The organism is Stenotrophomonas sp. STEN030 (assembly GCF_056759995.1).
This window is the reverse complement of record NZ_JBRREB010000068.1, coordinates 1-21,315: the sequence shown is the minus strand read 5'-3', so window position 1 is coordinate 21,315 and position 21,315 is coordinate 1. Positions and strand designations below refer to the sequence as shown.

The 21,315-nt window shown below is 64.2% G+C and carries 18 protein-coding genes and 3 tRNA genes; 6 read left to right on the top strand and 15 right to left on the bottom strand.

Translation table 11 applies throughout. The annotated features are described in order from the left end of the window. Positions 1–14: 14 nt before the first annotated feature. From ACVOLR_RS18140 to ACVOLR_RS18130, 3 genes are all read right to left on the bottom strand, one after another. A tRNA-Leu gene (locus ACVOLR_RS18140) sits at positions 15–101 on the bottom strand. A gap of 243 nt (positions 102–344) precedes the next feature. Then, a tRNA-Leu gene (locus tag ACVOLR_RS18135) sits at positions 345–431 on the bottom strand. Positions 432–561: 130 nt separating this feature from the next. Then, positions 562–648, bottom strand: a tRNA-Leu gene (locus ACVOLR_RS18130). A 232-nt stretch (positions 649–880) separates the two neighbouring features. On the opposite strand from ACVOLR_RS18130, the gene rnr reads away from it, so the two are divergent. The 3 genes from rnr (at position 881) to ACVOLR_RS18115 (ending at position 5,364) form a co-directional block, all read left to right on the top strand. After that, entirely contained in the window at positions 881–3,301 is a 2,421-nt protein-coding gene (gene rnr / locus ACVOLR_RS18125; protein ID WP_481537672.1) for a ribonuclease R, read from the top strand. 123 nt (positions 3,302–3,424) lie between these two features. Beyond that, the gene (rlmB, locus tag ACVOLR_RS18120; RefSeq protein WP_481537670.1) at positions 3,425–4,168 is read left to right on the top strand and encodes a 23S rRNA (guanosine(2251)-2'-O)-methyltransferase RlmB; all 744 of its coding nucleotides are present in this window, start codon (positions 3,425–3,427) and stop codon (positions 4,166–4,168) included. Positions 4,169–4,176: 8 nt separating this feature from the next. Then, complete coding sequence (locus ACVOLR_RS18115) at positions 4,177–5,364, top strand: DmpA family aminopeptidase (protein ID WP_481537669.1); 1,188 nt, start codon at positions 4,177–4,179, stop codon at positions 5,362–5,364. Positions 5,365–5,690: 326 nt separating this feature from the next. On the opposite strand, the gene ACVOLR_RS18110 is transcribed toward ACVOLR_RS18115, so the two are convergent. From ACVOLR_RS18110 to ACVOLR_RS18100, 3 genes are read right to left on the bottom strand one after another with little or no spacing between them, the layout of a single operon-like run. Then, on the bottom strand, positions 5,691–7,118 hold the full coding sequence (locus ACVOLR_RS18110) for an efflux transporter outer membrane subunit (RefSeq protein ID WP_481537668.1): 1,428 nt from the start codon (positions 7,116–7,118) through the stop codon (positions 5,691–5,693). Between the two features lie 8 nt (positions 7,119–7,126). Further along, positions 7,127–9,079 (bottom strand): MacB family efflux pump subunit, encoded by a 1,953-nt coding sequence (locus tag ACVOLR_RS18105; protein ID WP_481537667.1) that lies wholly within the window; start codon positions 9,077–9,079, stop codon positions 7,127–7,129. Beyond that, positions 9,076–10,419, bottom strand: coding sequence for an efflux RND transporter periplasmic adaptor subunit (locus tag ACVOLR_RS18100; RefSeq protein WP_481537671.1), 1,344 nt, complete (start codon positions 10,417–10,419; stop codon positions 9,076–9,078). Before ACVOLR_RS18100 ends, ACVOLR_RS18105 begins: the two co-directional genes overlap by 4 nt. Positions 10,420–10,617: 198 nt before the next feature. Between ACVOLR_RS18100 and ACVOLR_RS18095 the strand changes: the two genes are divergently transcribed. From ACVOLR_RS18095 to ACVOLR_RS18085, 3 genes are all read left to right on the top strand, one after another. After that, positions 10,618–11,346: a response regulator gene (locus ACVOLR_RS18095; protein WP_481537666.1), complete on the top strand. Its 729-nt coding sequence runs from the start codon at positions 10,618–10,620 to the stop codon at positions 11,344–11,346. Next, positions 11,343–12,743: an ATP-binding protein gene (locus tag ACVOLR_RS18090; protein WP_481537665.1), complete on the top strand. Its 1,401-nt coding sequence runs from the start codon at positions 11,343–11,345 to the stop codon at positions 12,741–12,743. The genes ACVOLR_RS18095 and ACVOLR_RS18090 overlap by 4 nt, the downstream gene beginning before the upstream one ends. Positions 12,744–13,181: 438 nt before the next feature. Then, complete coding sequence (locus ACVOLR_RS18085; RefSeq protein ID WP_481537664.1) at positions 13,182–13,937, top strand: GGDEF domain-containing protein; 756 nt, start codon at positions 13,182–13,184, stop codon at positions 13,935–13,937. Between the two features lie 12 nt (positions 13,938–13,949). On the opposite strand, the gene rnt is transcribed toward ACVOLR_RS18085, so the two are convergent. The 9 genes from rnt to pstC all read right to left on the bottom strand — a co-directional run bounded on the left by rnt (position 13,950) and on the right by pstC (position 21,093). Next, positions 13,950–14,594: a ribonuclease T gene (gene rnt, locus ACVOLR_RS18080; RefSeq protein WP_481537663.1), complete on the bottom strand. Its 645-nt coding sequence runs from the start codon at positions 14,592–14,594 to the stop codon at positions 13,950–13,952. 220 nt (positions 14,595–14,814) lie between these two features. Next, complete coding sequence (locus tag ACVOLR_RS18075; RefSeq protein ID WP_481537662.1) at positions 14,815–15,582, bottom strand: HvfC family RiPP maturation protein; 768 nt, start codon at positions 15,580–15,582, stop codon at positions 14,815–14,817. Next, positions 15,575–16,393, bottom strand: a complete 819-nt coding sequence (locus ACVOLR_RS18070) for an HvfB family MNIO-type RiPP peptide maturase (protein ID WP_481537661.1) — start codon at positions 16,391–16,393, stop codon at positions 15,575–15,577. Before ACVOLR_RS18070 ends, ACVOLR_RS18075 begins: the two co-directional genes overlap by 8 nt. A gap of 37 nt (positions 16,394–16,430) precedes the next feature. After that, positions 16,431–16,796: an HvfA family oxazolone/thioamide-modified RiPP metallophore gene (locus ACVOLR_RS18065; RefSeq protein WP_481537660.1), complete on the bottom strand. Its 366-nt coding sequence runs from the start codon at positions 16,794–16,796 to the stop codon at positions 16,431–16,433. A 139-nt stretch (positions 16,797–16,935) separates the two neighbouring features. Further along, a complete protein-coding gene (locus tag ACVOLR_RS18060) occupies positions 16,936–17,328 on the bottom strand; it encodes an RcnB family protein (protein ID WP_481537659.1) in 393 nt (130 codons plus the stop codon). A 205-nt stretch (positions 17,329–17,533) separates the two neighbouring features. After that, the gene (gene phoU, locus ACVOLR_RS18055; protein WP_481517408.1) at positions 17,534–18,241 is read right to left on the bottom strand and encodes a phosphate signaling complex protein PhoU; all 708 of its coding nucleotides are present in this window, start codon (positions 18,239–18,241) and stop codon (positions 17,534–17,536) included. Positions 18,242–18,396: 155 nt separating this feature from the next. After that, a complete protein-coding gene (gene pstB / locus ACVOLR_RS18050; RefSeq protein ID WP_481537658.1) occupies positions 18,397–19,227 on the bottom strand; it encodes a phosphate ABC transporter ATP-binding protein PstB in 831 nt (276 codons plus the stop codon). A gap of 31 nt (positions 19,228–19,258) precedes the next feature. Next, entirely contained in the window at positions 19,259–20,122 is an 864-nt protein-coding gene (pstA, locus tag ACVOLR_RS18045) for a phosphate ABC transporter permease PstA (protein WP_481537657.1), read from the bottom strand. Beyond that, positions 20,122–21,093, bottom strand: a complete 972-nt coding sequence (gene pstC / locus ACVOLR_RS18040) for a phosphate ABC transporter permease subunit PstC (protein ID WP_296252373.1) — start codon at positions 21,091–21,093, stop codon at positions 20,122–20,124. Before pstC ends, pstA begins: the two co-directional genes overlap by 1 nt. Between the last annotated feature and the right edge of the window lie 222 nt (positions 21,094–21,315).

The following is a 21,315-nucleotide window of genomic DNA, read 5'->3' as shown; positions in this document are numbered from 1 at the left end:
TTTCGTTTGAGTCGTGGTGCCCGGGAGAGGACTCGAACCTCCACGGAGTTGCCCCCGCTAGCACCTGAAGCTAGTGCGTCTACCAATTCCGCCACCCGGGCGACTCAGGAGACGAATTGTGCCGAGTGTGAACAAAACTGTCAACGATTTGCGTGAAGAAATTTCACGTAATGCATGAGGCGTTTGTAGGAGCGACGTAAGCCGCGAAGCTCGCAGCAATGAAATTGCGGGCAAGCCTGCAATCGAGTGGATCATTGGCTTCGCGGCTTACGCCGCTCCTACAATCCAGGTAAAAATTGCGGGCACAAAAAAACCCGCTTTCGCGGGTTGTTTCGTTTGAGTCGTGGTGCCCGGGAGAGGACTCGAACCTCCACGGAGTTGCCCCCGCTAGCACCTGAAGCTAGTGCGTCTACCAATTCCGCCACCCGGGCGACTCAGGAGCGAGATTATGTAGGACGTTTCCGGTGCCGTCAACAATTTTGTGAAGAGTTGGCTGCCCAGGTGCAATTCCCAAACCCCGGAAACGAAAAAACCCGCTTTCGCGGGTTTGATCTTGAAACGTGGTGCCCAGAAGAGGACTCGAACCTCCACGGAGTTGCCCCCGCTAGCACCTGAAGCTAGTGCGTCTACCAATTCCGCCACCTGGGCACTTCAGGCCGCGAATTCTGCAGAGGATGGCGATCTTTGTCAACGCTTTTTCACAAACATCTGTAGTGATCGTGTGTGCGCCCTGTACACCTAGGTCCATGTACCATGGAGGCTGATGAAAAACAAAAAGACCCCTGGGGCCGACAAGGCCCACAAGTCCGCCACCGGCAGCAAGCCGGGCAAGGCGCCGGGCAAAGCCCCCAAAGCAAAAACCGCCAAGCTGCCGCCATGGATGCCGGAGAGTCTGTCCGCACCTGCGAAGCCCAGTGGCTCCAAGTCTGCCGGCGCCAAGCCAGGCAAGGCTGGCCCGGCCCGCTCCGGCGCGGCCAAGCCAGGCAAACGCAAATTCACCGACGACGCCGCGCCGCAGAGTTTCGTGCGCGGCCGTCGCAAGCCGGGTCCGCCGACTGCTGCCTTCGATGATCCCTATGCATCGCGCGAAGCCGAGCGCTACGCGCAGCCGATCGCCAGCCGCGAAGCCATCCTGCAGTTGCTGGACCGCTGCGAAGGCCCGCAGAACGCTGATGAAATCGCAGCCCAGCTTGGCCTGACCGAGCCGGATCGTGCTGACGCATTGTCCAAGCGCCTCGGCGCGATGGTGCGTGACGGCCAACTGGTGCAGAACCGCCGCGGCGGCTTCGCACCGGTCAGCCAGTTGAGTCTGATTCCCGGCGTGGTCATCGCCAACCCGGAAGGCTTCGGTTTCCTGCGCCCGGACGAGGGCGGCGACGACCTGTTCCTGTCGCCGTACGAGATGCGCAAGGTCATGCACGGTGATCGTGCCTTGGCCAACGTCACCGGCATCGACCGCCGTGGCCGCCGCGAAGGCGCCATCGCCCGCGTGCTGGAACGTGGCGTCAACCGTCTGATCGGTCACTTCAGCGTGGAAGCCGGCATCAGCTACGTGGTGCCGGATGACAAGCGCATCCAGCGCAACATCCAGATCCCGGGCGACCTCACTGGAGGTGCCAAGGATGGGCAGCTGGTCGTCTGCGAACTGACCCATGCACCGGATTCGCGCCGTCCGCCCATCGGCAAGATCATTGCCGTGCTCGGCGACAAGCTGACCCCGTCGCTGGTGGTGGAAACCGCCATCCACGGCCATGAGCTGCCGTACGAATTCCCGCCGGAAGTGCTGGACGAAGCCACTGCCGTGCCGTTGACGGTGGAAGCGTCGATGATCGGCAAGCGCGTGGACCTGCGCTCGATGCCGCTGGTCACCATTGATGGTGAGGACGCCAAGGACTTCGATGACGCGGTCTATTGCGAGCCGAACCGCGACGGTTTCCGTCTGGTGGTCGCTATCGCCGACGTCTCCAACTACGTGCGTCCCGGCACGCCGCTGGATGACGAAGCACAGCGTCGTGCGACCTCGGTGTACTTCCCCGGTTTCGTGGTGCCGATGCTGCCGGAGACCCTGTCCAACGGCATCTGCTCACTGCGGCCGAAGGAAGACCGCATGTGCTTCGTCTGCGACATGCAGATCGGGCGCGATGGTCAGGTCAGCGAGTCGAAGTTCTACGAAGCGGTGATGAATTCACACGCACGCCTCACCTATACCCAGGTGTGGGCAGCGGTAGGCGAGGACGATGCGGACACCAAGGCCTTCATCGGCCCGTTACTGCCGCAGATCCAGAACCTGCACCAGCTCTATCGCATCCTGTCCAAGGCGCGCGAGCGCCGTGGCGCCATCGAGTTTGAATCCTCGGAAGTGCGCTTCGTGCTGGACAACCGCGGCGAGGTCACCCAGGCCGGCATGATGGTGCGCAACGACGCCCACAAGCTGATCGAGGAATGCATGATCGCCGCCAACGTGGAGGCCGCGCGCTACCTGCTGTCCAAGCACGTGCCGGCGCCGTTCCGCGTGCACGAGCGGCCGCCGGAGTCCAAGTTCGCCGACCTGCTGGAGTTCCTCAAGGAGTTCAAACTGAGTCTGCCGCCGTGGAGCAAGGTGCAGCCGGGCGATTACACCAAGCTGCTGAAGAAGGTGCGCGAGCGTCCGGACGCGGCATTGCTGGAATCGGTGCTGCTGCGCAGCCAGTCGCTGGCGGTGTATTCGCCGGACAACAACGGTCACTTCGGTCTGGCGCTGGAGGCCTACGCGCACTTCACCTCGCCGATCCGTCGCTACCCCGACTTGCTGGTGCACCGTGCCATCAAGTACGCGCTGACTGGCGGCCCGCTCGACAAGTACACCTACACCCCGCGTGAGATGGCAGCCTTGTCGCTGCAGTGCTCCGAGCGTGAGCGCCGTGCCGACGAGGCCGAGCGCGAAGTCGACGAGCGTTTCCGCGCGGCATGGATGGAAAAGCACGTTGGCAGCCAGTTCGACGGCGTGATCAGCGGTGTGACCAGCTTCGGCCTGTTCGTCGAACTGTACGAGTCCAAGGTCAATGGCCTGGTCCACGTGACCCAGCTGCCGCACGACTATTACCAGTTCGACCCGATCCGCAAAACGCTCAGCGGCGACCGCCGCGGCAACGAGTTCCGGCTCGGTGACCGTGTCCGCATCCTGGTGCTCAAGGCCAGCATGGAAGAGCGCAAGATCGACTTCCGTCTGGTCGAGGACAAGGACGGCAAGGTCGACCCGCCGGCACCGGCGCCGCTGCCCGAACGGGGCAAGCCAGCCAAGCGCACCAAACAGAAGTATTGACGCCGGAAGCGGCCCTCGCAGCAGCGAAGGCCGCCTTTCCCGCACCTCGCAGGCCGGTGGCAGCTGCGGGCCGGGCCGAATCGGCCTACCATTGCCACCCCCAGAAGTCCCCATGTGACGCCCATGAGCAAGCAGAACCAGTGGATCGTCGGCGTCAATGCCGTTGCTTCGTCGATCGAGAAAGACCCCGAAAACGTCCGCGAGGTCCTGATTGAGGCCGGCGCCAAGAACCCGCGCCTGGTTGAAATCGAGGAAGAAGCCCTGCGCAAGGGCATCGACGTGCGCAAGGTCAACGCCCAGGCGTTGGGCGGCGTGGCTGGCCAGGTCCGCCACCAGGGCGTGGTCGCGCGCTATGCCGCACCCAAGCTGTGGGACGAGAACGAGCTGAAAGGCCTGATCGAAGCGGCCGACGGCAAGGCGCTGGTGCTGGTGCTGGACGAGGTGCAGGACCCGCACAACCTCGGCGCCTGCCTGCGCAGCGCCGCCGCTGCTGGCGTCACCGCCGTTGTCATCCCCAAGGACAAGAGCGCCCCGGTCAATGCGACCGTGCGCAAGGTCAGTGCTGGCGCGGCTGACAGCATCCCGGTGGTATCGGTGACCAATCTGGTCCGCTGCATCAAGGACATGCAGAAGCTGGGCGTGTGGGTTTACGGCCTGGCTGGAGAATCAGACACCACCATCCATAAGCTCGACCTGCGCGGCAACGTGGCGCTGGTGATGGGCGGCGAAGCCGACGGCATGCGCCGCCTGACCCGCGAAACCTGCGACCAGCTGGTGCGCATCCCGATGCCGGGCGACGTCGAGAGCCTCAATGTATCGGTGGCGACGGGTGTGGCATTGTTCGAGGCAGTCCGCCAACGCCTGTAAGGAACACCATGCCCCGCACGCCGCATCGTCTTTTCCTCCGATTGACTGTGGCGCTGGCGGGGCTTTGCGTCCTGAGCGCCGCCGCCCAGGACGCACCGCGCGTACGCGCACGTGATCTGGGCGTCGCGCCCGGCATCTTCAACCCCGGCAGCAACAACGCGATCACCGACGTGGCTGGCGTACGCGTTGGCCAGGTGACCCTGAGTACCGGCAACAAGGTGCGCACCGGCGTTACCGCGATCCTGCCGCACCCCGGCAATACCTATCGCTCGCGGGTGCCGGCGGCGCTACATGTCGGCAATGGCTTCGGCAAATTTGTCGGCAGCACCCAGGTCAACGAACTGGGCGAACTGGAAACTCCGATCCTGCTGACCTGCACGCTGTGCGTCTGGAAAGCGGCCGATGCGATGGCTGATTGGATGCTGGCGCAGCCGGACATGCAGCAGGTCCGCTCGCTCAATGTGGTCGTGGGCGAGACCAACGATGGCGGGCTCAATGACATCCGCGCGCGGCCGGTCACTGCTGATGCGGTGCGTCGGGCATTGGAAACCGCCAAGAGCGGGCCGGTGCAGGAAGGTAGCGTTGGCGCAGGCACCGGCACGGTGGCATTTGGTTGGAAGGGCGGCATTGGTACCTCATCGCGCAAGCTGCCCGAGAGTCTGGGCGGCTGGACCGTCGGCGTGCTGGTGCAGGCCAACTTCGGCGGTGTGCTGCAGGTGGAAGGCGCACCGGTTGGGCGCGAGCTGGACCGTTATGCGTTCCAGAACGCGGTGGCTGCGCAGGGTAATGTGCGCGGGCTTGCCGATGATCGCGGCGATGGCTCGGTGATCATCGTGGTGGCGACCGACGCGCCCTTGTCGGATCGCAACCTGCGGCGCTTGGCCTCGCGCGGGATGATGGGGTTGGGGCGGACGGGTAGTTCGGCATCCAACGGCAGCGGCGACTATGTGCTGGCGTTTTCAACGGCCGAATCGGTGCGGCGCGGGTTCGATGCGGCGCAGTTGCAGACCACCGAACTGGCCAACGAGCAGATGAGCGCGGTGTTCCAGGCCAGCGTGGATGCGGTGGAAGAGTCGGTCTACAACGCTTTGTTCATGGCGACCACGGTGAGTGGCAATGGGCAGACGGTGGAAGCGATTCCGCTGGATAAAGTGCGGGAGGTTTTGCAGCGGCATGGGGTGAAAGCGCCGAGGTAGTAGGGTGCCCGGAGTGCTGCGGAACCAAGCCATGTTTGGCTACGTCCCTTCTCCCGTTTACGGGGTTAAGAACAGGCGTTCACGAGCCAAAGGCTCGTGACTGTTCGTACGCCCTGCGTGCTACGCAGGGCCGGGGCGCGGAGCGAGGTGCCCGAAGGGCGGATGAGGGGGCTTTTGACTTTGCTTAGCTAGAAGCTTCCCCTCACCCCAACCCCCGCTCCGCGCCCCGGCCCTCGCGTCGCCGCGAGGGCGCTCCAAGAGTCGCGAACCAATGGTTCGCAAGCGCCTCTTTTCGCCCCGCAGGCGGGAGAGGGGCTTAAGCCGGTTTACTGGCTCGTCACCACCGCCCCACCACCCAGCGCCTTATAAAGCGTCACATCATTCACCAGCTGGCTGCGCTTGGTTTGCGCCAATGACAGCTCTGCATTGCGACGGGTCTGCTCCGCTTCCAGCCAGGTGCGCAGATCCGTAGCACCAGCGCGATACCGCACCTCATACAAACGCGCGATCTCCACCGCTTCGTCATACGAGGCCTGCGCAGCAGCGACCTGCTCAGCCAGGCGCGTGCGCGCCGACAAGGCGTTGTCCACCTCCGACAGCGCGGTATACAACGTCCGCCGGAAATCATTGGCAGCGATCTGATAGGACAGATCCGCCGACTTGATATCCAACTGCATCTGCCGGAATTTCAGGAACGGCAGGTTCAAGCCCGCGCCCAAGGTCGCCACCGGATTGGTCAGTACATCACCCAGCGAAGTGGCAGAACTGCCTACCGAGCCACTCAAGCTCAAGCTGGGGTAATAGCTGGTAGCCGTCACCTTGATGCTCTTCAGCGACTGCCGCAGGCGCAGCTCGGCAGCGCGCAGGTCCGGCCGGCGTGCCAGCAACTCGGCAGGCATGCCTTCGACCAAGGCCGGGCTCTGCGCGACATCCAGATTCTGCGGTTCATTTGCCTGCGGCCACGGTTGGCCATCGAGCAGCACGGTCAATGCATTGCGGGTTTCCACCCGTTGCTGTTCCAGCTGCGATTGCGCAGCCTTCTGGCTCTCGATGTTCTGTTGCGCCTGACGCACTTCCAGCCGCGATACACCGCCGGCATCGAACTGAGTCTGCACCAGCGATGCGGTGCGCTGCAGGCGCTCAAGATTGGCTTGGCCGGTGGCGATGGCTTGGTTGAGGTAACCCAGCTGCCAATACAACTCGGTGCTCTGGCCGACCAGACTCAGTGCCGTGCTCTGCAGATCCTGGGCGGTGGCCTGCGCTTCCCAGCGGGCGATATCGCGCTGACCACGCAGCTTGCCCCACAGGTCCAGCTCCCAGCCCAGCGACACGCTGGCGCTGTTGCTGCGTGACCAGTCGTCGCTGCTGTCGATGCTGCGGCTGCTATTGGCGCTGACCGAACCATTGGCCTGAGGCCACAGATCTGCGCTGGCCAAGCCAGCTTGGGCGCGGGCGCGTTCCAGCTTCAAACCGGCCGAAGCCATATCGGTATTGCTGGCGAGCACGCGCTCGATCAGCTGATCAAGGTTCGGGTCGGCGAAGCCCTGCCACCAGGCATCGGCGTGCACATCGGCAACTGGTGCGGTCACTTCGTGCTCGATGGCCTGCACCGGCGCATTGGCAGCGGCATCGCCACGGCCGTAGACATTGGGCACGCGCAGGTCGGCGGCAGGGTCGGCGCTGGGCGTGGTGGCGCAGCCAACCAAGGCAGCGGTCAGGGCGGCAGAGAGCAATACGGGACGCAGTGATTTCATGGTCATCTTCATTCGCGGGCCAAGGCCTCAACCGGGTCGAGCTGGGCGGCGTTGCGGGCCGGCAGGAAACCGAACGCCACGCCGATCAGGGTCGAGCAGGCGAAGGCGGCAACGATGGAGCCGGTGGAGAACAACAGGGTGAAGCTGGCACCAAAGGTCTGGAAGGCCCAGCCGATCGACAGCGCCAGCGCGATGCCGAGCACGCCGCCAAGCAGGCAGACCAGCACCGCCTCGATCAGGAACTGCTGGCGGATGTCGCTTTGCCGCGCACCAACTGCCATGCGCACGCCGATCTCGCGGGTGCGCTCGGTCACCGATACCAGCATGATGTTCATCACCCCGATGCCGCCGACCACCAGTGCAATCGCGGCGATCGCGCCGATCAGCAAGGTCATGGTCTTGGTGGTGGACTCGATGGTTTCGCGGATCTCGGCAGTGTTGCTGAGGAAGAAATCCTCGGTGCCGTGGCGCAGGGTCAGCAGCTTGGTGATCGCCGATTGCGCCGCATCCATCGGGGTGTCGTCCTTGACCCGCAAGGTGATGCTGCTCAGGTAGGTCTGCCCCAGCATGCGTGCCATCACCGTGGTGTAGGGCACCCAGACGCTGAGATTGGTACTGCCACCAAAGCCCATCGATTGGCGCTTGGCTACGCCGATCACCCGTGCCGGCACATTGCCTAGCAGCACGACCTTGCCGAGCGGATCATCACTGCCGAACAGCTGGCTGCGGGTGTTCTCGTCGATCACCACCACCTGTGCCAAGCCCTTTACTTCACTTTCATCGAAGTAGCGACCGCTGATCAAGGTCATGCCTTTGACCCGGAAGTACTGATCGCCAATGCCGGCCACCTGTGCCGAGGCGGCCTTGTTGCCGACCCGCGCGGTCACCGAACTGGACACGCTGGGGGTGACGCTGTCGATATAGCTCTGCGTGGCCAGTGCCTCGGCATCGCTGCTTTTCAGGGTCTGCACGCGACCGGAGCGCATATCGCCGAAGCCTCTGCCCGGATACACATCGATGGTATTGGTGCCCAGCGAGGAAATGTTCTGCAGGATCTGCTGCTGCGAGCCGTTGCCCATCGCTACCACCGACACCACCGAGGCGATGCCGATGATGATGCCGAGCATGGTCAGGAAGGTGCGCAGGCGATGCGCGTTCATTGCCAGCAAAGCCATGCGGAAGGCTTCGACGAAACGATCGCGCGCGGCCTGGAAGGCACTGCCGCCGGTGCGCACGGGGACAGGGCGTTGCTGTTTCTGTAGTGCTGGTACCTTGTCGTTGCGGCGGTCGGCGACGATCACGCCATCGTGGATCTCGATGATGCGCTGTGCGTGCTCGGCCACATGCATGTCGTGGGTGACGATGATGATGGTCTGGCCTTCGGCATGCAGTTCGCCGAGGATGTTCATCACTTCTTCGCCTGAAGCACTGTCCAGCGCGCCGGTGGGTTCGTCGGCCAGGATCACCTCGCCACCGTTCATCAGCGCACGCGCGATGGAGACGCGCTGCTGCTGGCCGCCGGACAGCTGGCCCGGCTTGTGACCCATGCGGTCGCTCAGGCCCAGCCGCGCGAGCAGCGCCTCGGCGCGGCTGCGGCGGGCGTCGGCGGGCGTACCGGCATAGATCGCCGGCACTTCCACGTTGCCGCGTGCATCCAGATCGCCCAGCAGGTGATAGCGCTGGAAGATGAAACCGAAGTGTTCGCGGCGCAGTTCGGCCAGCTCATCGGGTTGCATGCGCCCGGTTTCGCGGCCGGCTACTTTGTAGGAACCCACGGTGGGGCGGTCCAGGCAGCCGAGGATGTTCATCAAGGTCGACTTGCCCGAACCGGACTGGCCAACGATGGCGACCATCTCGCCGGCATGGATGTCGAGATTGACGTCCTTCAGCACAGCGATGGTTTCTTCGCCGGCCGGGAACTCGCGACGCAGGTCGCGCAGTTGCAGGAGTGGCTGGCTCATCGGCGCGGGCCACCCATCATCGGGCCCATGGGACTGCGTTGGTTGCTGCTCGACTTCTCGCCAGCGGTGACTTCGCCGACCACGACCAGCTCGCCTTCCTTCAGGCCGTCCAACACTTCGACATTGGAGCCATTGTTGAGGCCGACCTTGATCGTGCGCGGCTCCGGCTGGCCGTCCTTGTTGACCACGCGCACCACGTAGCTGTTGCTCTTGGCCAGTGCGGCGGCATCCGGCTGACGGCGCTGCTGGCGCTGGCCTTCCTGCTTGCTGCGGGCGGCGCGCTGCTCACCATTGGCGGCACTCGCGCCGGGGCCGCGGCCACCTTCAGGCACCTTGGGGCCGAGTGCTACGGTGGGAATCAACAGCGCATCCTTGGCCTGGGCGAGCATCACCGAGACCTGCGCGGTCATGTCGATGCGCAGCGTGCCGTCCGGGTTCTCAACGTCGAACAGCGCGTTGTAGTACACGGCTGTGCTGGAGCTGGACGAGGACGAGCTGCTGGAGCTGGTGCTGTCGGTGCTGATCGAGGCCGGCGCCGGGTTCACCGTGCGCAGCGTGGCCTGGTACTTGTGGTCAGGGTTGCCGAGGATGGTGAAGTACACCGGCATGCCGGGTTTGACCTTGACCACGTCGGCTTCGGAGATCTCGGCATTCACCGTGACCAGATCCAGCCGCGCCAGTTTGACGATGGTCGGTGCGGACTGGTTGGCGTTGACGGTGCGGCCTTCTTCGGCAACGACCGCGACCACGGTGCCGTCTATAGGTGCGGTGATGCGGGTATAGCCGAGGTTGGCCTGGGCAGTGCCCAGTTCGGTTTCGCGCTGACGGATCTGTGCATCGAGTGCGCGGATCTGCGCGCGGGTGCTGGCCAGGTTGGCCTCAGCCGACTCGTAGTCGGCGCGCGAGGTGGCTTCGGCGGCCAGCATTTCCTTCTGGCGGGCGAAGGCCAGCTCGGATTCCTTCAGCGAGGCGGTCTGCACCGCGCGCTGGGCGCGGATGTTCTCCAGCGCCGCCTCGGCATTCTTCAGGCTGTTTTCCTGGGTGACCGAGTCGATCTCGGCGATCAGGTCGCCTTGCTTGACCACATCGCCCAGCTGCACCTTCAACACCTTGATCTGGCCGGAGGCCTGCGCGCCGACGCTGACCAGCTTGTAGGCATCGATGACGCCGGTGGCATCGACGGTCTGTTCCAGGTCGCCACGGCTGACCGGCGAGGTGGCCATCGAAGGGGCAGCGGGCTTGCGCGTGGCCCAGAACACGCCGCCGGCGATCAGGGCGACGATGGCAGCGGCAAGCAGGATGCGGTTGCGGCGGGAGGAGGGCAGCAGCTTCACGGTGATCAGGCACTCAGGCTGGGCCGCAGCGTGCGGCGTTGAAGCCAGTGTGGTCAGCGCCCTGTTCAGCCTCAAGGCACAGTGTATGTCGGCGTGTATCAGGTTCAGCCAGCCATGTATCGGCGTGTATCAAGTGCAGGTGTTGATACACGCTGATACGTATGCGGGCGCGCACGACGATCCGCTAGCATGGATCATTGGCCCATGACGGACATACAGACCTTGCACCGCTTGTTGGTGGTAGACGACGACAGTGACATCCGCAGCCTGCTGGCCGAGCAACTGGGCCGGGCTGGCTATGCCGTGAGCACGGCGGCCGATGGCAACGAGATGCGCCAGGTATTGGCGCGCGAGCACATCGACCTGATCGTGCTGGACTTGAACCTGCCGCGCGAGGACGGCCTGGCGCTATGCCGCGAGCTGCGCGTGCGTTCGACCACGCCGGTGATCATGCTCACCGCGCGCAGCGAGCCGATCGATCGCGTGCTGGGGCTGGAAATGGGCGCTGATGATTATCTGGCCAAGCCGTTCGAGCCACGCGAGCTGCTGGCGCGCATCCGCAACGTGCTGCGTCGGACCGAGGCCTTGCCGACCAACATGGAGCCGCTGGCGATGCGCCGCGCGCTGTTCTCCGGCTGGGTATTCGATCTGGAGCATCGCCATCTGATTGATCCGGCCAAGCGCGTGGTGATGTTGTCGGGGGCCGAGTTCCGTCTGCTGCGGGTGCTGGTGGCGCATGCCAACAAGGTGTTGTCGCGCGAGCAGCTGGTGTCGCTGAGCAGCGGCCGCAATTACGAGTCGCAGGACCGTGCCATCGACCTGCAGATCAGTCGCCTGCGGCAGAAGCTTGCCGATGCCGGCGGTGCCGATGGTCTGATCAAGACTGTACGCAATGAGGGCTATGTGTTTGCCAGTGCGGTGACGCTGGAATGAAGCGGCTGCGTCTGTTCCTGTCGTCGATGGCCGGGCGGCTGTTCGTCATCCTGCTGGTCGGCATGATGGTGGCGGCGATTGGCGCGACGTTGCTGGCCGAGAGCCGTCGCCAGCAGGAGTTTGAGCGGCAGAACCTCGCCCGTATCGCTGACCGCCTGCAGGGCTTCGTCAATCTGCTGGACGGCAACCCGGAGCTGCGCAGCCGCCTGCTTGCGGTGGGCGGACCCAATGTGCGCGAAGTAAAAGGCGATTTTCGCGTTGGCGATGCGGATGAGGCGTTGATGGCGGTGTTGGCAGCACGCGGTGGTGCGGTCGCCAATGCGCAGGTGCGCGCGACCAGTTTCCGGTCCTGCATGCCGCCGCTGCCGGAATTCCTGCCGCCACCTGGGCGCGGACAGCGATCGCAGCACACGCGTGAGCGTGATCCAGCATTCACCCCGCCGCGCTGTCGCCTGGTGGAGTTGAAGCTCACTGATGGCACGCCGCTGCGCCTGGCACTGGAATACCCGGCGGTGGCGAGGCGTAGCGGGGCAGCATTTGACCCGTGGTTCCTGTCGCTGCTGGCATTGGCGATCGCTCTGCTGGCCTATGTGGTTGCACGCATCGCCAGTTCGCCATTGCAGCGACTGGCAAACCACGCCACCGAACTCGGCCACGACCTGCAGCGTGAGCCACTGCCGGTGAGCGGACCGTTGGAAGTGCAACGTGCTGCCGAAGCCTTCAATGCCATGCAGAAGCGTCTGCAGCGCCACTTGAGCGAGCGTACGCAGATGTTGGCGGCAATCACCCATGACCTGCAGACGCCATCAACGCGGCTGCGGCTGCGGCTGGAAAACGTGCAGGACGAGCAGTTGCGCGAGCGTCTGATAGCTGACCTTGCTGCGATGCAGGCCTTGATCCGCGAAGGATTGGATCTTGCCCGCAGCGCCGAAAGTGCCGAACAGCGTGCTGCGCTGGATCTGGACTCGCTGCTGGAAAGCGTGGTCGAGGATGCCGCCGAGTCTGGTCATGAGGCATTGCTGGAGCAGGGCAGTGGGGCGGTGCTGATGCTGCGCCCGTTGGCGATGCGGCGCCTTTTCTCCAATCTGGTCGACAACGCGGTGAAGTACGGCCGTGCAGCAAAGGTGAGTGCGCGCCGCGATGGCGATGCGGTGGAGGTGCGAGTGCGTGACAACGGACCGGGCCTTGCTGAGGACGAGCTGGAAGCGGTATTCACCCCGTTCCTGCGCTTGGAGACATCGCGCTCACGCGAGACCGGTGGTGCCGGCCTTGGCCTGACCATCGCCCGTGCGCTGGCCGAAAAGGACGGTGCCAGCCTGACGCTCCGTAATCACCCCGAAGGCGGCTTGGAAGCCATCGTTCGTTGGGATGCACCGCAGTGGCCAGCGAACAGCTAGCGGGTGGGGGCTTTTTTGTGGGAGCGGCGTCAGCCGCGAGGCCACAGATGCATCCGACGCAAGCGAAGACAAACCATCATTGGAATACCGAGCGCAGGAAACCATTGCCGGAATCTGGCAGATACCCAGCTTCGCGGCTGACGCCGCTCCCACAGCCACCGTGCGCTTGTACCTCTCAGCTTTCACGCCGCCAATCACATTCCAGCGAAGATCCTCAGCGCCAACCGTCACTCAGCCATGCAACAAGGCCTCTGTTTGCTAGTATCCCCGGACCAGCTTGGGGCAAGAACGATGGCAGCAGAGAAGAATCCGGTATGCCGATCGAGCGTGGGGATGCGCGCGATGTGGGGCAGGGCCAAGGTCTTTGCAAATCGAAGTGTGTCAGCACCGATTGTGTTGGCCGGTTTTTCCGCGGCACCCGCCTTGGCGCACGGCGGAATGGATCGTTCTTCGCCATCGCTGGCAGTACTGCCGCTACCCGGCTTGCTTGGCGGCCTCTGCCTGTTGTTGACCGCAGCCGTGCTGTGGCTGGCACTGCAGCTCAGGCAACAGCGGGGGCACGCCCGGCAGTTGGCGGCACAGGAGCATGCGCGATCCGATCAGCTGCATCTTCAGAACGCCCGTCTGGAAGCGGCCCTGCTGGAAAAGGCGCAGCTTGAACACAGGTTGCGCGAGCAGGCCGAAGCATTCGAACGGCTGGCCAACGAAGATGATCTCAGTGGCCTACCCAACCGACGCGCATTCGATGATGTGCTGGCGCGCGACATGGCAGCAGCACGGCGCACCGGTCGCTCGCTGAGCCTGGTGGTGTTGAGCATCGATCACCTCAAGCAGATCAATGCCGAGTGGTCGCGTGCGGTTGGTGATCTGGTGTTGTGCGAAGTAGGTGATCTGATGCGGCGCAGCCTGCGTGCTTCCGACATGCCGGCACGGCTGGGTAACAAGGAGTTCGCGGTGTTGTTGAGCGACACCGGGCTGCCAGAAGCCGAGATCGCCTGTCAAAGGCTGCAGCGTCTGTTCGGCCAGTACGCCGAATGGGGCGGGCACGAGGCCGGCGACATCAAGGTCAGCTTCAGTGCCGGCGTAGTGCAGCTGGGCGAGGACGATCAGGCGCCGGTGCTGTTCTACCAGCGCGCAAAAAACGCGCTGGCGCAGGCGAAGAAAGAAGGCCGCGCGCGAACCTGCGCGGCCTGAGGCTGGTAAAGCTCAGCCACCGGGCGCGGTCGGCCAGGCGTTGACGATCTTGCAGAACAGGCGCGCGGTCTGCTCGGTGTCGTATACCGCGCTATGCGCCTCACTGGCATCCCATTCGAAGCCGGCAGCCTGCACCGAGCGCGCGAGCACGGTCTGGCCATAGGCCACGCCTGCCAACGTCACTGTGTCGAACACGCTGAAGGGATGGAAGGGGTTGCGCTTGTGGCCGCTGCGGGCAACGGTGGCGTTGACGAAGTTCAGGTCGAAATGGGCGTTATGGCCGACCAGGATCGCGCGCTGGCAGTTGTACTTTTTCATCGCTGCGCGGATCGGTGCGAATACATGCTCCAGCGCGTCTCGCTCGGGCTTGGCGAGGCGGAACGGGTGGTCGAGCACAATGCCGGTGATTTCCAACGACTTGGGGTCGATTTCGGTGCCTTCGGCCGGAATCACATGCGCACTGGCGGTCTGGCCCGGGTAGAGCTGGCCGTTCTCGTCCATCTCCACCGGTACGGCGGCGATCTCGAGCAGGGCATGGCGATTGCAGTCAAAGCCGCCCGTTTCCACGTCCACCACCACCGGCAGGAAGCCACGGAAGCGTTGCGCCATCGGCGTGAAAGCAGGGCGGGGGACCGAGGGTTCAGCAAATTCGTTCATCGCAATAGGGTAGCAGAGCAGGTCAAGTGGCCGTGTCAGCAGGCGCCTGCAAATGCCGTGGGGCCCTGTAGTGCCGAGCCATGCTCGGCAGGGGGCTTACCGATGTAGTGCCGAGCCATGCTCGGCAGGGGCTTTGCCGGTAGAGCCTCAGCCGAGCATGGCTCGGCTCTACAGGGGCATTTCCGGTAATGCCGAAAACCAACCCCTCCCCAACCCTCACCTACGCCTTCGGCGCAAGGGAGGGGGCCAAGCTGCCCAGCAGACAGCCCTTGTCCCGCAATTGCTGCAGCATCGCTGCGCCTGTGCTGACGAAAGCCTGATCAGCTTCCGTACCCGCTTCAACCGCCAACTCCCGCAACTGCTCAAGCCCGTTGAGAGCAGGAAACTGTTCCAGCCGTTCCAGCAACCGATACAGCAAGGGCGATAACTCGGAGAAAACAATATCGCCATCAGCCTCGCGCCGGGCCAGCAGCAACGTCGGCTGTAGCGACGGCTCAACGGGCTGATAATCCAGACCAATCCTATGCACCGGCCACTGGTAGGCCAGCGCTCGGCACCAGGGCGAGCAGGCCGGGCTACCAGCCAGCAGGTCACCACCAGGATCATGCGCAGGCGCCGGCTCATCACTGATCTTCAGCGCCAACTCGATCCATTCGTAGTGGGCCAGTTCCAGCAGCCAAGGCGCTCGCGGATCGGCGGATCGATTGTCCAGAAAGGCAATGAACTCCTGGCCGATCTCCGGGAACAGCGGTGTATGCGCACGGTGCTCGCGACAGAAATCGCGCACCAGCTGTTGCCAGCGCGGCTCGCCCACGGTACGTGCGATAACCGGGAAATTGGCAGCCAGCAGACCCTGGATATTGTTGAAGTACAGCTCGCGATACACCTGCATGCGCGTGTCGTCGATATCCGCTGGAGCAGGCTGCTGCGATGGGTCGCGCAGGTGCGCGGCAAAGCGCATCTGTAGGTCGCGCAGGGACTCAGCCATGAGCGGCCTGCTGTAATTGACGGATACGCGTCAGTTCTCCCAGCAACTCGGGCAGCGGCGGGAAGTTGAAGTCGCGCTCCAGCAGGGTGGGGCGCACGCCATGCATGGCGTAGGTGTCGGCCAGCAGCGCCCAGACATCACCCTTGACCGGCATGCCATGGGTGTCGATCTTCAAATCTTCGGCTTCGTCGTGATGACCGGCAACGTGGTAGCTGGCAATGCGCTGTGAGGGCAGGCGTGCCAGAAACGCGCGCGCGTCATAGCCGTGGTTGATGGCGTTTACGTAGACGTTGTTGACGTCCAGCAACAGGTCGCAATCGGCTTCGTCGAGCACGGCATTTATGAAGTCGGCCTCATCCATGTCTGCCGCAGGTACGGCGTAGTAGGAGGCATTTTCCACGGCGATACGGCGACCGAGGATGTCCTGGGTCTGACGGATGCGCGCGGCAACATGGTGCACGGCTTCGGCGGTGAAGGGCAGCGGCAGTAGCTCGTAGAGATGGCCGTCATCCGTGCACCAGCTCAGGTGCTCGCTGTACAACGCAACCTGGTGCTGATCGAGGAAGCGCCGCGTACGCGCGAGGAACTCCACATCCAATGGGGCGGGTCCGCCCAGCGACAGCGATAGGCCATGGCAGCTGAGCGGGTGCCGCTGCGACAGCGCGCTCAGCGCTTCGCCCAAGCTGCCGCCAACGCTGATCCAGTTGTCCGGGGCGCATTCGAGAAAGTCGAATGCGCCAGCCGGCGCGGCCTGCAAGGCGTCCAGCAGCGAGCGCCGCAGACCCAGGCCAGCGCTGGCCATGGCAGGCATGCGCTGGTCGGGTGTGTGCTGCGTCAGTGTGCCGGGCTTAGTGCTTACCGCCACACTTGCCCTCACCGCACTTGCCCTCGGCCTTGGCCTTGTCTGCGCCGGCAGCTGCTTCACCTTCAGCCTTGGCGGCATCGGTCTTGGGCTTGTCCTTGTCGGCGCCGCACTTGCCTTCGCCACATTTTCCCTCGCCGCACTTGCCCTCGGCCTTTTGCTTGGCGGCGGCATCGGTGGCTTGTGCAGTGTCGGTTGCAGCCTGGGCTTCGGCGGTCGGCGGGGTCTGGGCGCTGGCGCCAAGGGCATAGCCCTGGGCAAGATCGGTCATGGCAAAGGCAGGGGCCGCCATGCCGCCGAGCAGGGCTACGCCCAGGGCGAGAGAGGTGGGCTTGCGGATGTCGATGGCCATTGTTTGTGTCTCCGGTAGTGGTTGGGCCGGGGGGAGGCTGGAGCTTAACAAGCAGCCCGGCTCAACGGCGCGACCTTGCCATCGTTGGAACGACAACGGGCCCACTTGGGGCCCGCGTTGGTTCAGCTGATGCTGGTGATCAGCGATGTCCGCTGACGATATCGATGATCAGCCCGCTGGCTACCGCCATCAGAACATAGCGGTCATCGAGCTTGCGCCATTCGTTGCCGCGACCGGGCTTGCGCAGTCCATGCCGGTTGTAATCGGCGACGCGGTTGCCGCGCTGGTTCTGCGCCAAGTGCTCGCCCTTGCGCGGGGCGTGATGGGCGCTGTTGTTGGAAGCATGGCGTGCGCCATTGTGTGCTGCTGGCGCATGACTGCTGTTGCCGTGACCTTGGGCATGCGGGGTCGAGCTGCGCGCCGACTTGTCGTGACGCGTGTCGTCACGGTCGCGGTCCTGTGTGGGGCCGGCAAAGGCGGCGCTGGTGGCCAGCAGGGACAGGCTCAGGAGGGTGGCGGCGATACGCTTCATGGGGATTCCTCGGTGCGCGGCGGGAGTGCTGCGGACGAGTCCATGCTCGGAAAAATTCCGTGAATGCCTGATTAAAAATGCGGGCTGGGGCGTATCGCTTTGTACCGGTCTGTATCGGCCCGCCGCGACGAGGTGTAGCGGGCCGATCCGGACAGGCAGGTGGTGTGGCCGCTGCGACTGGGCGCAGCGGCCATGCAGCAGTGGATCAGGCGTGGTCGACGGTGCTGGTTTCGTCGCGCTTCTCGCGCGGCGGCAGCGGCGCATCACCGTGCACCAGGAACCAGACGTTCTCGGCGATATTGGTGGCGTGGTCGCCGATGCGTTCCAGGTTCTTGGCCATGAACAGCAGGTGCGTGCATGGGGTGATGTTGCGCGGATCTTCCATCATGTAGGTCAGCAGCTCGCGGAACAGCGCGGTGTACTGGGCGTCCAGACGTGCGTCGTCGGCGCGCAGCTTCAGCGCGGCCTCGGCGTCGTTGTCACGATAGGCTTCCATCGCGCGACGCACCTGCATTGCAGCCAGTCGGCCCAAAGCGCGTACACCCTGGATCTGCGGCAGCGGCGGCACTGCGGCCAATGCGATGGAACGCTTGGCGACGTTGGCAGCGTAGTCGCCGATGCGCTCGATGTCGGCGGGGATGCGCAGGCCGGCGAGGATCTCGCGCAGGTCGCGGGCCATCGGCCCACGCAGGGCCAGACGCATCACGTCGTGGCTGATCTGCTGCTCAAGCTGGTCGATGGCCTCGTCGTTGGCGACGATGCGCTGCGCGGCCTTTTCGTCGCGGCGCTCGATCACGTCCAGCGCGGCTTCGAGCTGGGCAACGGACATTTCGCCCATGCGCACGATCTCGGCTACCAGTCGCTGCTGTTCTTCGTCATAGCTCTTGACGATGTGGTCGTTGGGAAGATTCATGGAATGCTCGCTGGAGACTGTTCGGGTGGGACTGCATTCGTTCGGGAGCTGCGTTGCCATCCATGGCGTACATCTGGCTTCGGAGTGCGGCCCGACCATCCTTGGCCAGGCGTCCAGCGGGCGGCGAACCCTTGTACGGTCCGCGCGCGCCAGCCTCAGCCAAAGCGACCGGTGATGTAGTCCTCGGTCTGCTGCTTGGAGGGGTTGGAGAAGATGGTTTCAGTGCGGTCGTGTTCGATCAGGTCGCCCAGGTACATGAAGGCGGTGTAGTCGGAGACACGCGCAGCCTGCTGCATGTTGTGGGTGACGATGGCGATGGTGTAATCGTTCTTCAGTTCTTCGACCAACTGCTCGATGCGGCTGGTGGAGATCGGGTCCAGCGCCGAGGTCGGCTCATCGAGCAGCAGAACGTCCGGGCGCAGGGCCACGGCACGGGCGATACACAGACGCTGCTGCTGGCCGCCGGACAGGCCCAGTGCGCTCTGATTGAGCTTGTCCTTCACTTCGTCCCACAGCGCGCCCTGGCGCAGCGCCTGTTCGACGCGCACGTTCATTTCGGCCTTGGACAGCTTCTCGTGGTGACGGATGCCGTAAGCGACGTTCTCGAAGATGGTCATCGGGAACGGCACCGGCTTTTGGAACACCATGCCCACCTTGGAGCGCAGGCGGTTCATCGGGTACTTGGGCGAGAGGATGTTCTCGCCGTCCAGCAGCACTTCACCGCGCGCTTCCAGTTTCGGGTACAGCGCGTAGATGCGGTTGAAGATGCGCAGCAGGGTGGACTTGCCGCAACCGGAAGGACCGATCAGCGCGGTGACGCGCTTTTCCGGAATCTCCAGGTTGATGCTCTTCAGCGCGTGGAACTTGTCGTAGTAGAAGTCCAGGCCGCGTGCTGCCAGCTTGACCGGCGCCGGCGTATGCAGCGACTGGTTGGCGGCGGGCACGGAGATGCGCTGCATCGGTACGGCGTTGCTGAGGTCGTTCATGGGAAGGTCCATGGCAATCAATCGTTTAAGTTCAGTCGTTCGAGATGCGGTTGCGCAGCAGCAGGCCGCGCGCGGAGAGGCTGACCAGCAGGACGAACACGGTCAGCACCAGGGCACCGGCCCAGGCCAGGACCTGCCAGGATTCGTATGGGCTGCCGGCAAACTGGTTCATCACTACCGGCACCGAGGCCATCGGCTGCATCACATTGCTGTTCCAGTACTGGTTGCCGAAGGCGGTGAACAGCAGCGGTGCGGTTTCGCCGGAGATGCGTGCCAGCGCCAGCAGGATGCCGGTGACGATGCCGGCCATGGCGCTGCGGTACAGCACCTGCATGATGACCTTCCACTGCGGCACGCCCAGTGCCAATGCGGCTTCGCGCATCTGCACCGGTACCAGTCGCAGCATTTCGTCGGTGGTGCGGATCACCACCGGCAGCACGATGAAGGCCAGCGACAAGGCGCCTGCAAATGCCGAGAACTGGCCGCCGGTCTGCATCACGTACAGGGTGTAGACGAACAGGCCGAGCACGATCGACGGTGCTGACAGCAGGATGTCATTGACGAACCGCACCACGGTGCCGGCCTTGCGGGCGTTGCCGTACTCGGCCAGCCAGGTGCCGGCGGCCACGCCCAGCGGCGTGCCGATGCCGATCGCCATCGCACACATCACCGCGCTGCCGAAGAAGGCGTTGAGCAGGCCGCCTTCCTGCATCGGCGGCGGTGTCATCTTGGTGAACAGGTTGATGTTGATGCCGGGCAGGCCCTTGGACAGCAGCGTCCACAGGATCCAGCCGAGGAAGAACAGGCCGAACAAGGCGGTCGCGCAGCCCATGAACAGGGCAAGGAGATTGACGACGCGGCGGCGCAGGTACAGCGAATCAGCGGAAGCGGACATCAGTTGCCCTCCTTGCGGGACAGTCGCATCAGCATCAGGCGGGCCAGCGCCAGCACCACGAAGGTGACGATGAACAACACAAAGCCAAGCAGCAGCAGCGCCGAACGGTAAGTTTCAGTGGCCTCGCCGAAATCGTTGGCGATCAGCGCGGCGATGGTGGTGCCAGGTTCCAGCAGCGAGGGGGTCAGACGCACGCTGTTGCCGATCACGAAGGCGACAGCCATCGTTTCGCCGAGCGCACGGCCGAGGCCAAGGAACACGCCGCCAATGACAGCAGAGCGGGTGTAAGGCAGCACGATGTCCCAGCTCACTTCCCATTTGGTCGAACCCAGCGCGTAGGCGGATTCTTTCAGTCGGGTGGGAACGGTGAGGAAGACTTCACGCATCACCGAGGAGATGAAGGGGATCACCATGATCGCCAGCACGAAGCCGGCGGTGAGCATGCCGATGCCCAGCGGCGGGCCGCGGAACAACGCGCCGATCACCGGCAGTGGACCAATGTGATCATTGAGGAACGGGGTGACGTATTCGGTCATCACCGGCACCAGCACGAACAGGCCCCACATGCCGTAGATGATGGACGGGATGCCGGCCAGCAGTTCGATGGCGGTGCCAACCGGGCCACGCAGCCAGCGCGGTGCCACTTCGGTCAGGAAGAAGGCGATGCCGAAGCTCACCGGCACCGCGATCAACATCGCGATCAGCGCGGTGACGATGGTGCCGTAGATCGGTGCCAGCGCACCGAACTTGTTCTCGACTGGATTCCACTCGGAGGAGTAGAAGAAGCTGAGCCCCTGCTCCTGCAGCGCGTGGCGGCCGCCCCAGAGCATGGACAGTGCGGCGCCGGCCAGGGCGACCAGGACGAAGATGACGGTGGCGACCAGGAACCAGCGGAAAAGACGCTCGTTGCGGGCGTCACGCAGGTCGCGCGAAGTGGGCGAGGAAGCTAGGGACGGTGCAATGGCATTCATGGCAGCGGCAGGGGCCCAGGAGGATGCGGTGGTGTTTCTGTCCCCGAGGTCGGGGAATTCAATTCTTCGAGGTCGTGACCCCCGCCTGCGCGGGGATGACGGTATGACAGAGGCGGGGGGGGGGGGCGGGGGGCGGGAGGGCGGGGCGCCATGTGTCGGGGACTCCCCTCATCCCCCGGCGGGATGGAGGATGGCGACACGATAGTCGCGAGCGAGATCCAG

Excerpts from the sequence above, each read along its gene's own strand:
- rnr (WP_481537672.1), top strand. The coding sequence starts at position 881 with ATGCCGGAGAGTCTGTCCGCACCTGCGAAGCCCAGTGGCTCCAAGTCT.
- rlmB (WP_481537670.1), top strand. The coding sequence starts at position 3,425 with ATGAGCAAGCAGAACCAGTGGATCGTCGGCGTCAATGCCGTTGCTTCG.
- ACVOLR_RS18115 (WP_481537669.1), top strand. The coding sequence starts at position 4,177 with ATGCCCCGCACGCCGCATCGTCTTTTCCTCCGATTGACTGTGGCGCTG.
- ACVOLR_RS18110 (WP_481537668.1), bottom strand. The coding sequence starts at position 7,118 with ATGAAATCACTGCGTCCCGTATTGCTCTCTGCCGCCCTGACCGCTGCC.
- ACVOLR_RS18105 (WP_481537667.1), bottom strand. The coding sequence starts at position 9,079 with ATGAGCCAGCCACTCCTGCAACTGCGCGACCTGCGTCGCGAGTTCCCG.
- ACVOLR_RS18095 (WP_481537666.1), top strand. The coding sequence starts at position 10,618 with ATGACGGACATACAGACCTTGCACCGCTTGTTGGTGGTAGACGACGAC.
- ACVOLR_RS18090 (WP_481537665.1), top strand. The coding sequence starts at position 11,343 with ATGAAGCGGCTGCGTCTGTTCCTGTCGTCGATGGCCGGGCGGCTGTTC.
- ACVOLR_RS18085 (WP_481537664.1), top strand. The coding sequence starts at position 13,182 with ATGGATCGTTCTTCGCCATCGCTGGCAGTACTGCCGCTACCCGGCTTG.
- rnt (WP_481537663.1), bottom strand. The coding sequence starts at position 14,594 with ATGAACGAATTTGCTGAACCCTCGGTCCCCCGCCCTGCTTTCACGCCG.
- ACVOLR_RS18075 (WP_481537662.1), bottom strand. The coding sequence starts at position 15,582 with ATGGCTGAGTCCCTGCGCGACCTACAGATGCGCTTTGCCGCGCACCTG.
- ACVOLR_RS18070 (WP_481537661.1), bottom strand. The coding sequence starts at position 16,393 with ATGCCTGCCATGGCCAGCGCTGGCCTGGGTCTGCGGCGCTCGCTGCTG.
- ACVOLR_RS18065 (WP_481537660.1), bottom strand. The coding sequence starts at position 16,796 with ATGGCCATCGACATCCGCAAGCCCACCTCTCTCGCCCTGGGCGTAGCC.
- ACVOLR_RS18060 (WP_481537659.1), bottom strand. The coding sequence starts at position 17,328 with ATGAAGCGTATCGCCGCCACCCTCCTGAGCCTGTCCCTGCTGGCCACC.
- phoU (WP_481517408.1), bottom strand. The coding sequence starts at position 18,241 with ATGAATCTTCCCAACGACCACATCGTCAAGAGCTATGACGAAGAACAG.
- pstB (WP_481537658.1), bottom strand. The coding sequence starts at position 19,227 with ATGAACGACCTCAGCAACGCCGTACCGATGCAGCGCATCTCCGTGCCC.
- pstA (WP_481537657.1), bottom strand. The coding sequence starts at position 20,122 with ATGTCCGCTTCCGCTGATTCGCTGTACCTGCGCCGCCGCGTCGTCAAT.
- pstC (WP_296252373.1), bottom strand. The coding sequence starts at position 21,093 with ATGAATGCCATTGCACCGTCCCTAGCTTCCTCGCCCACTTCGCGCGAC.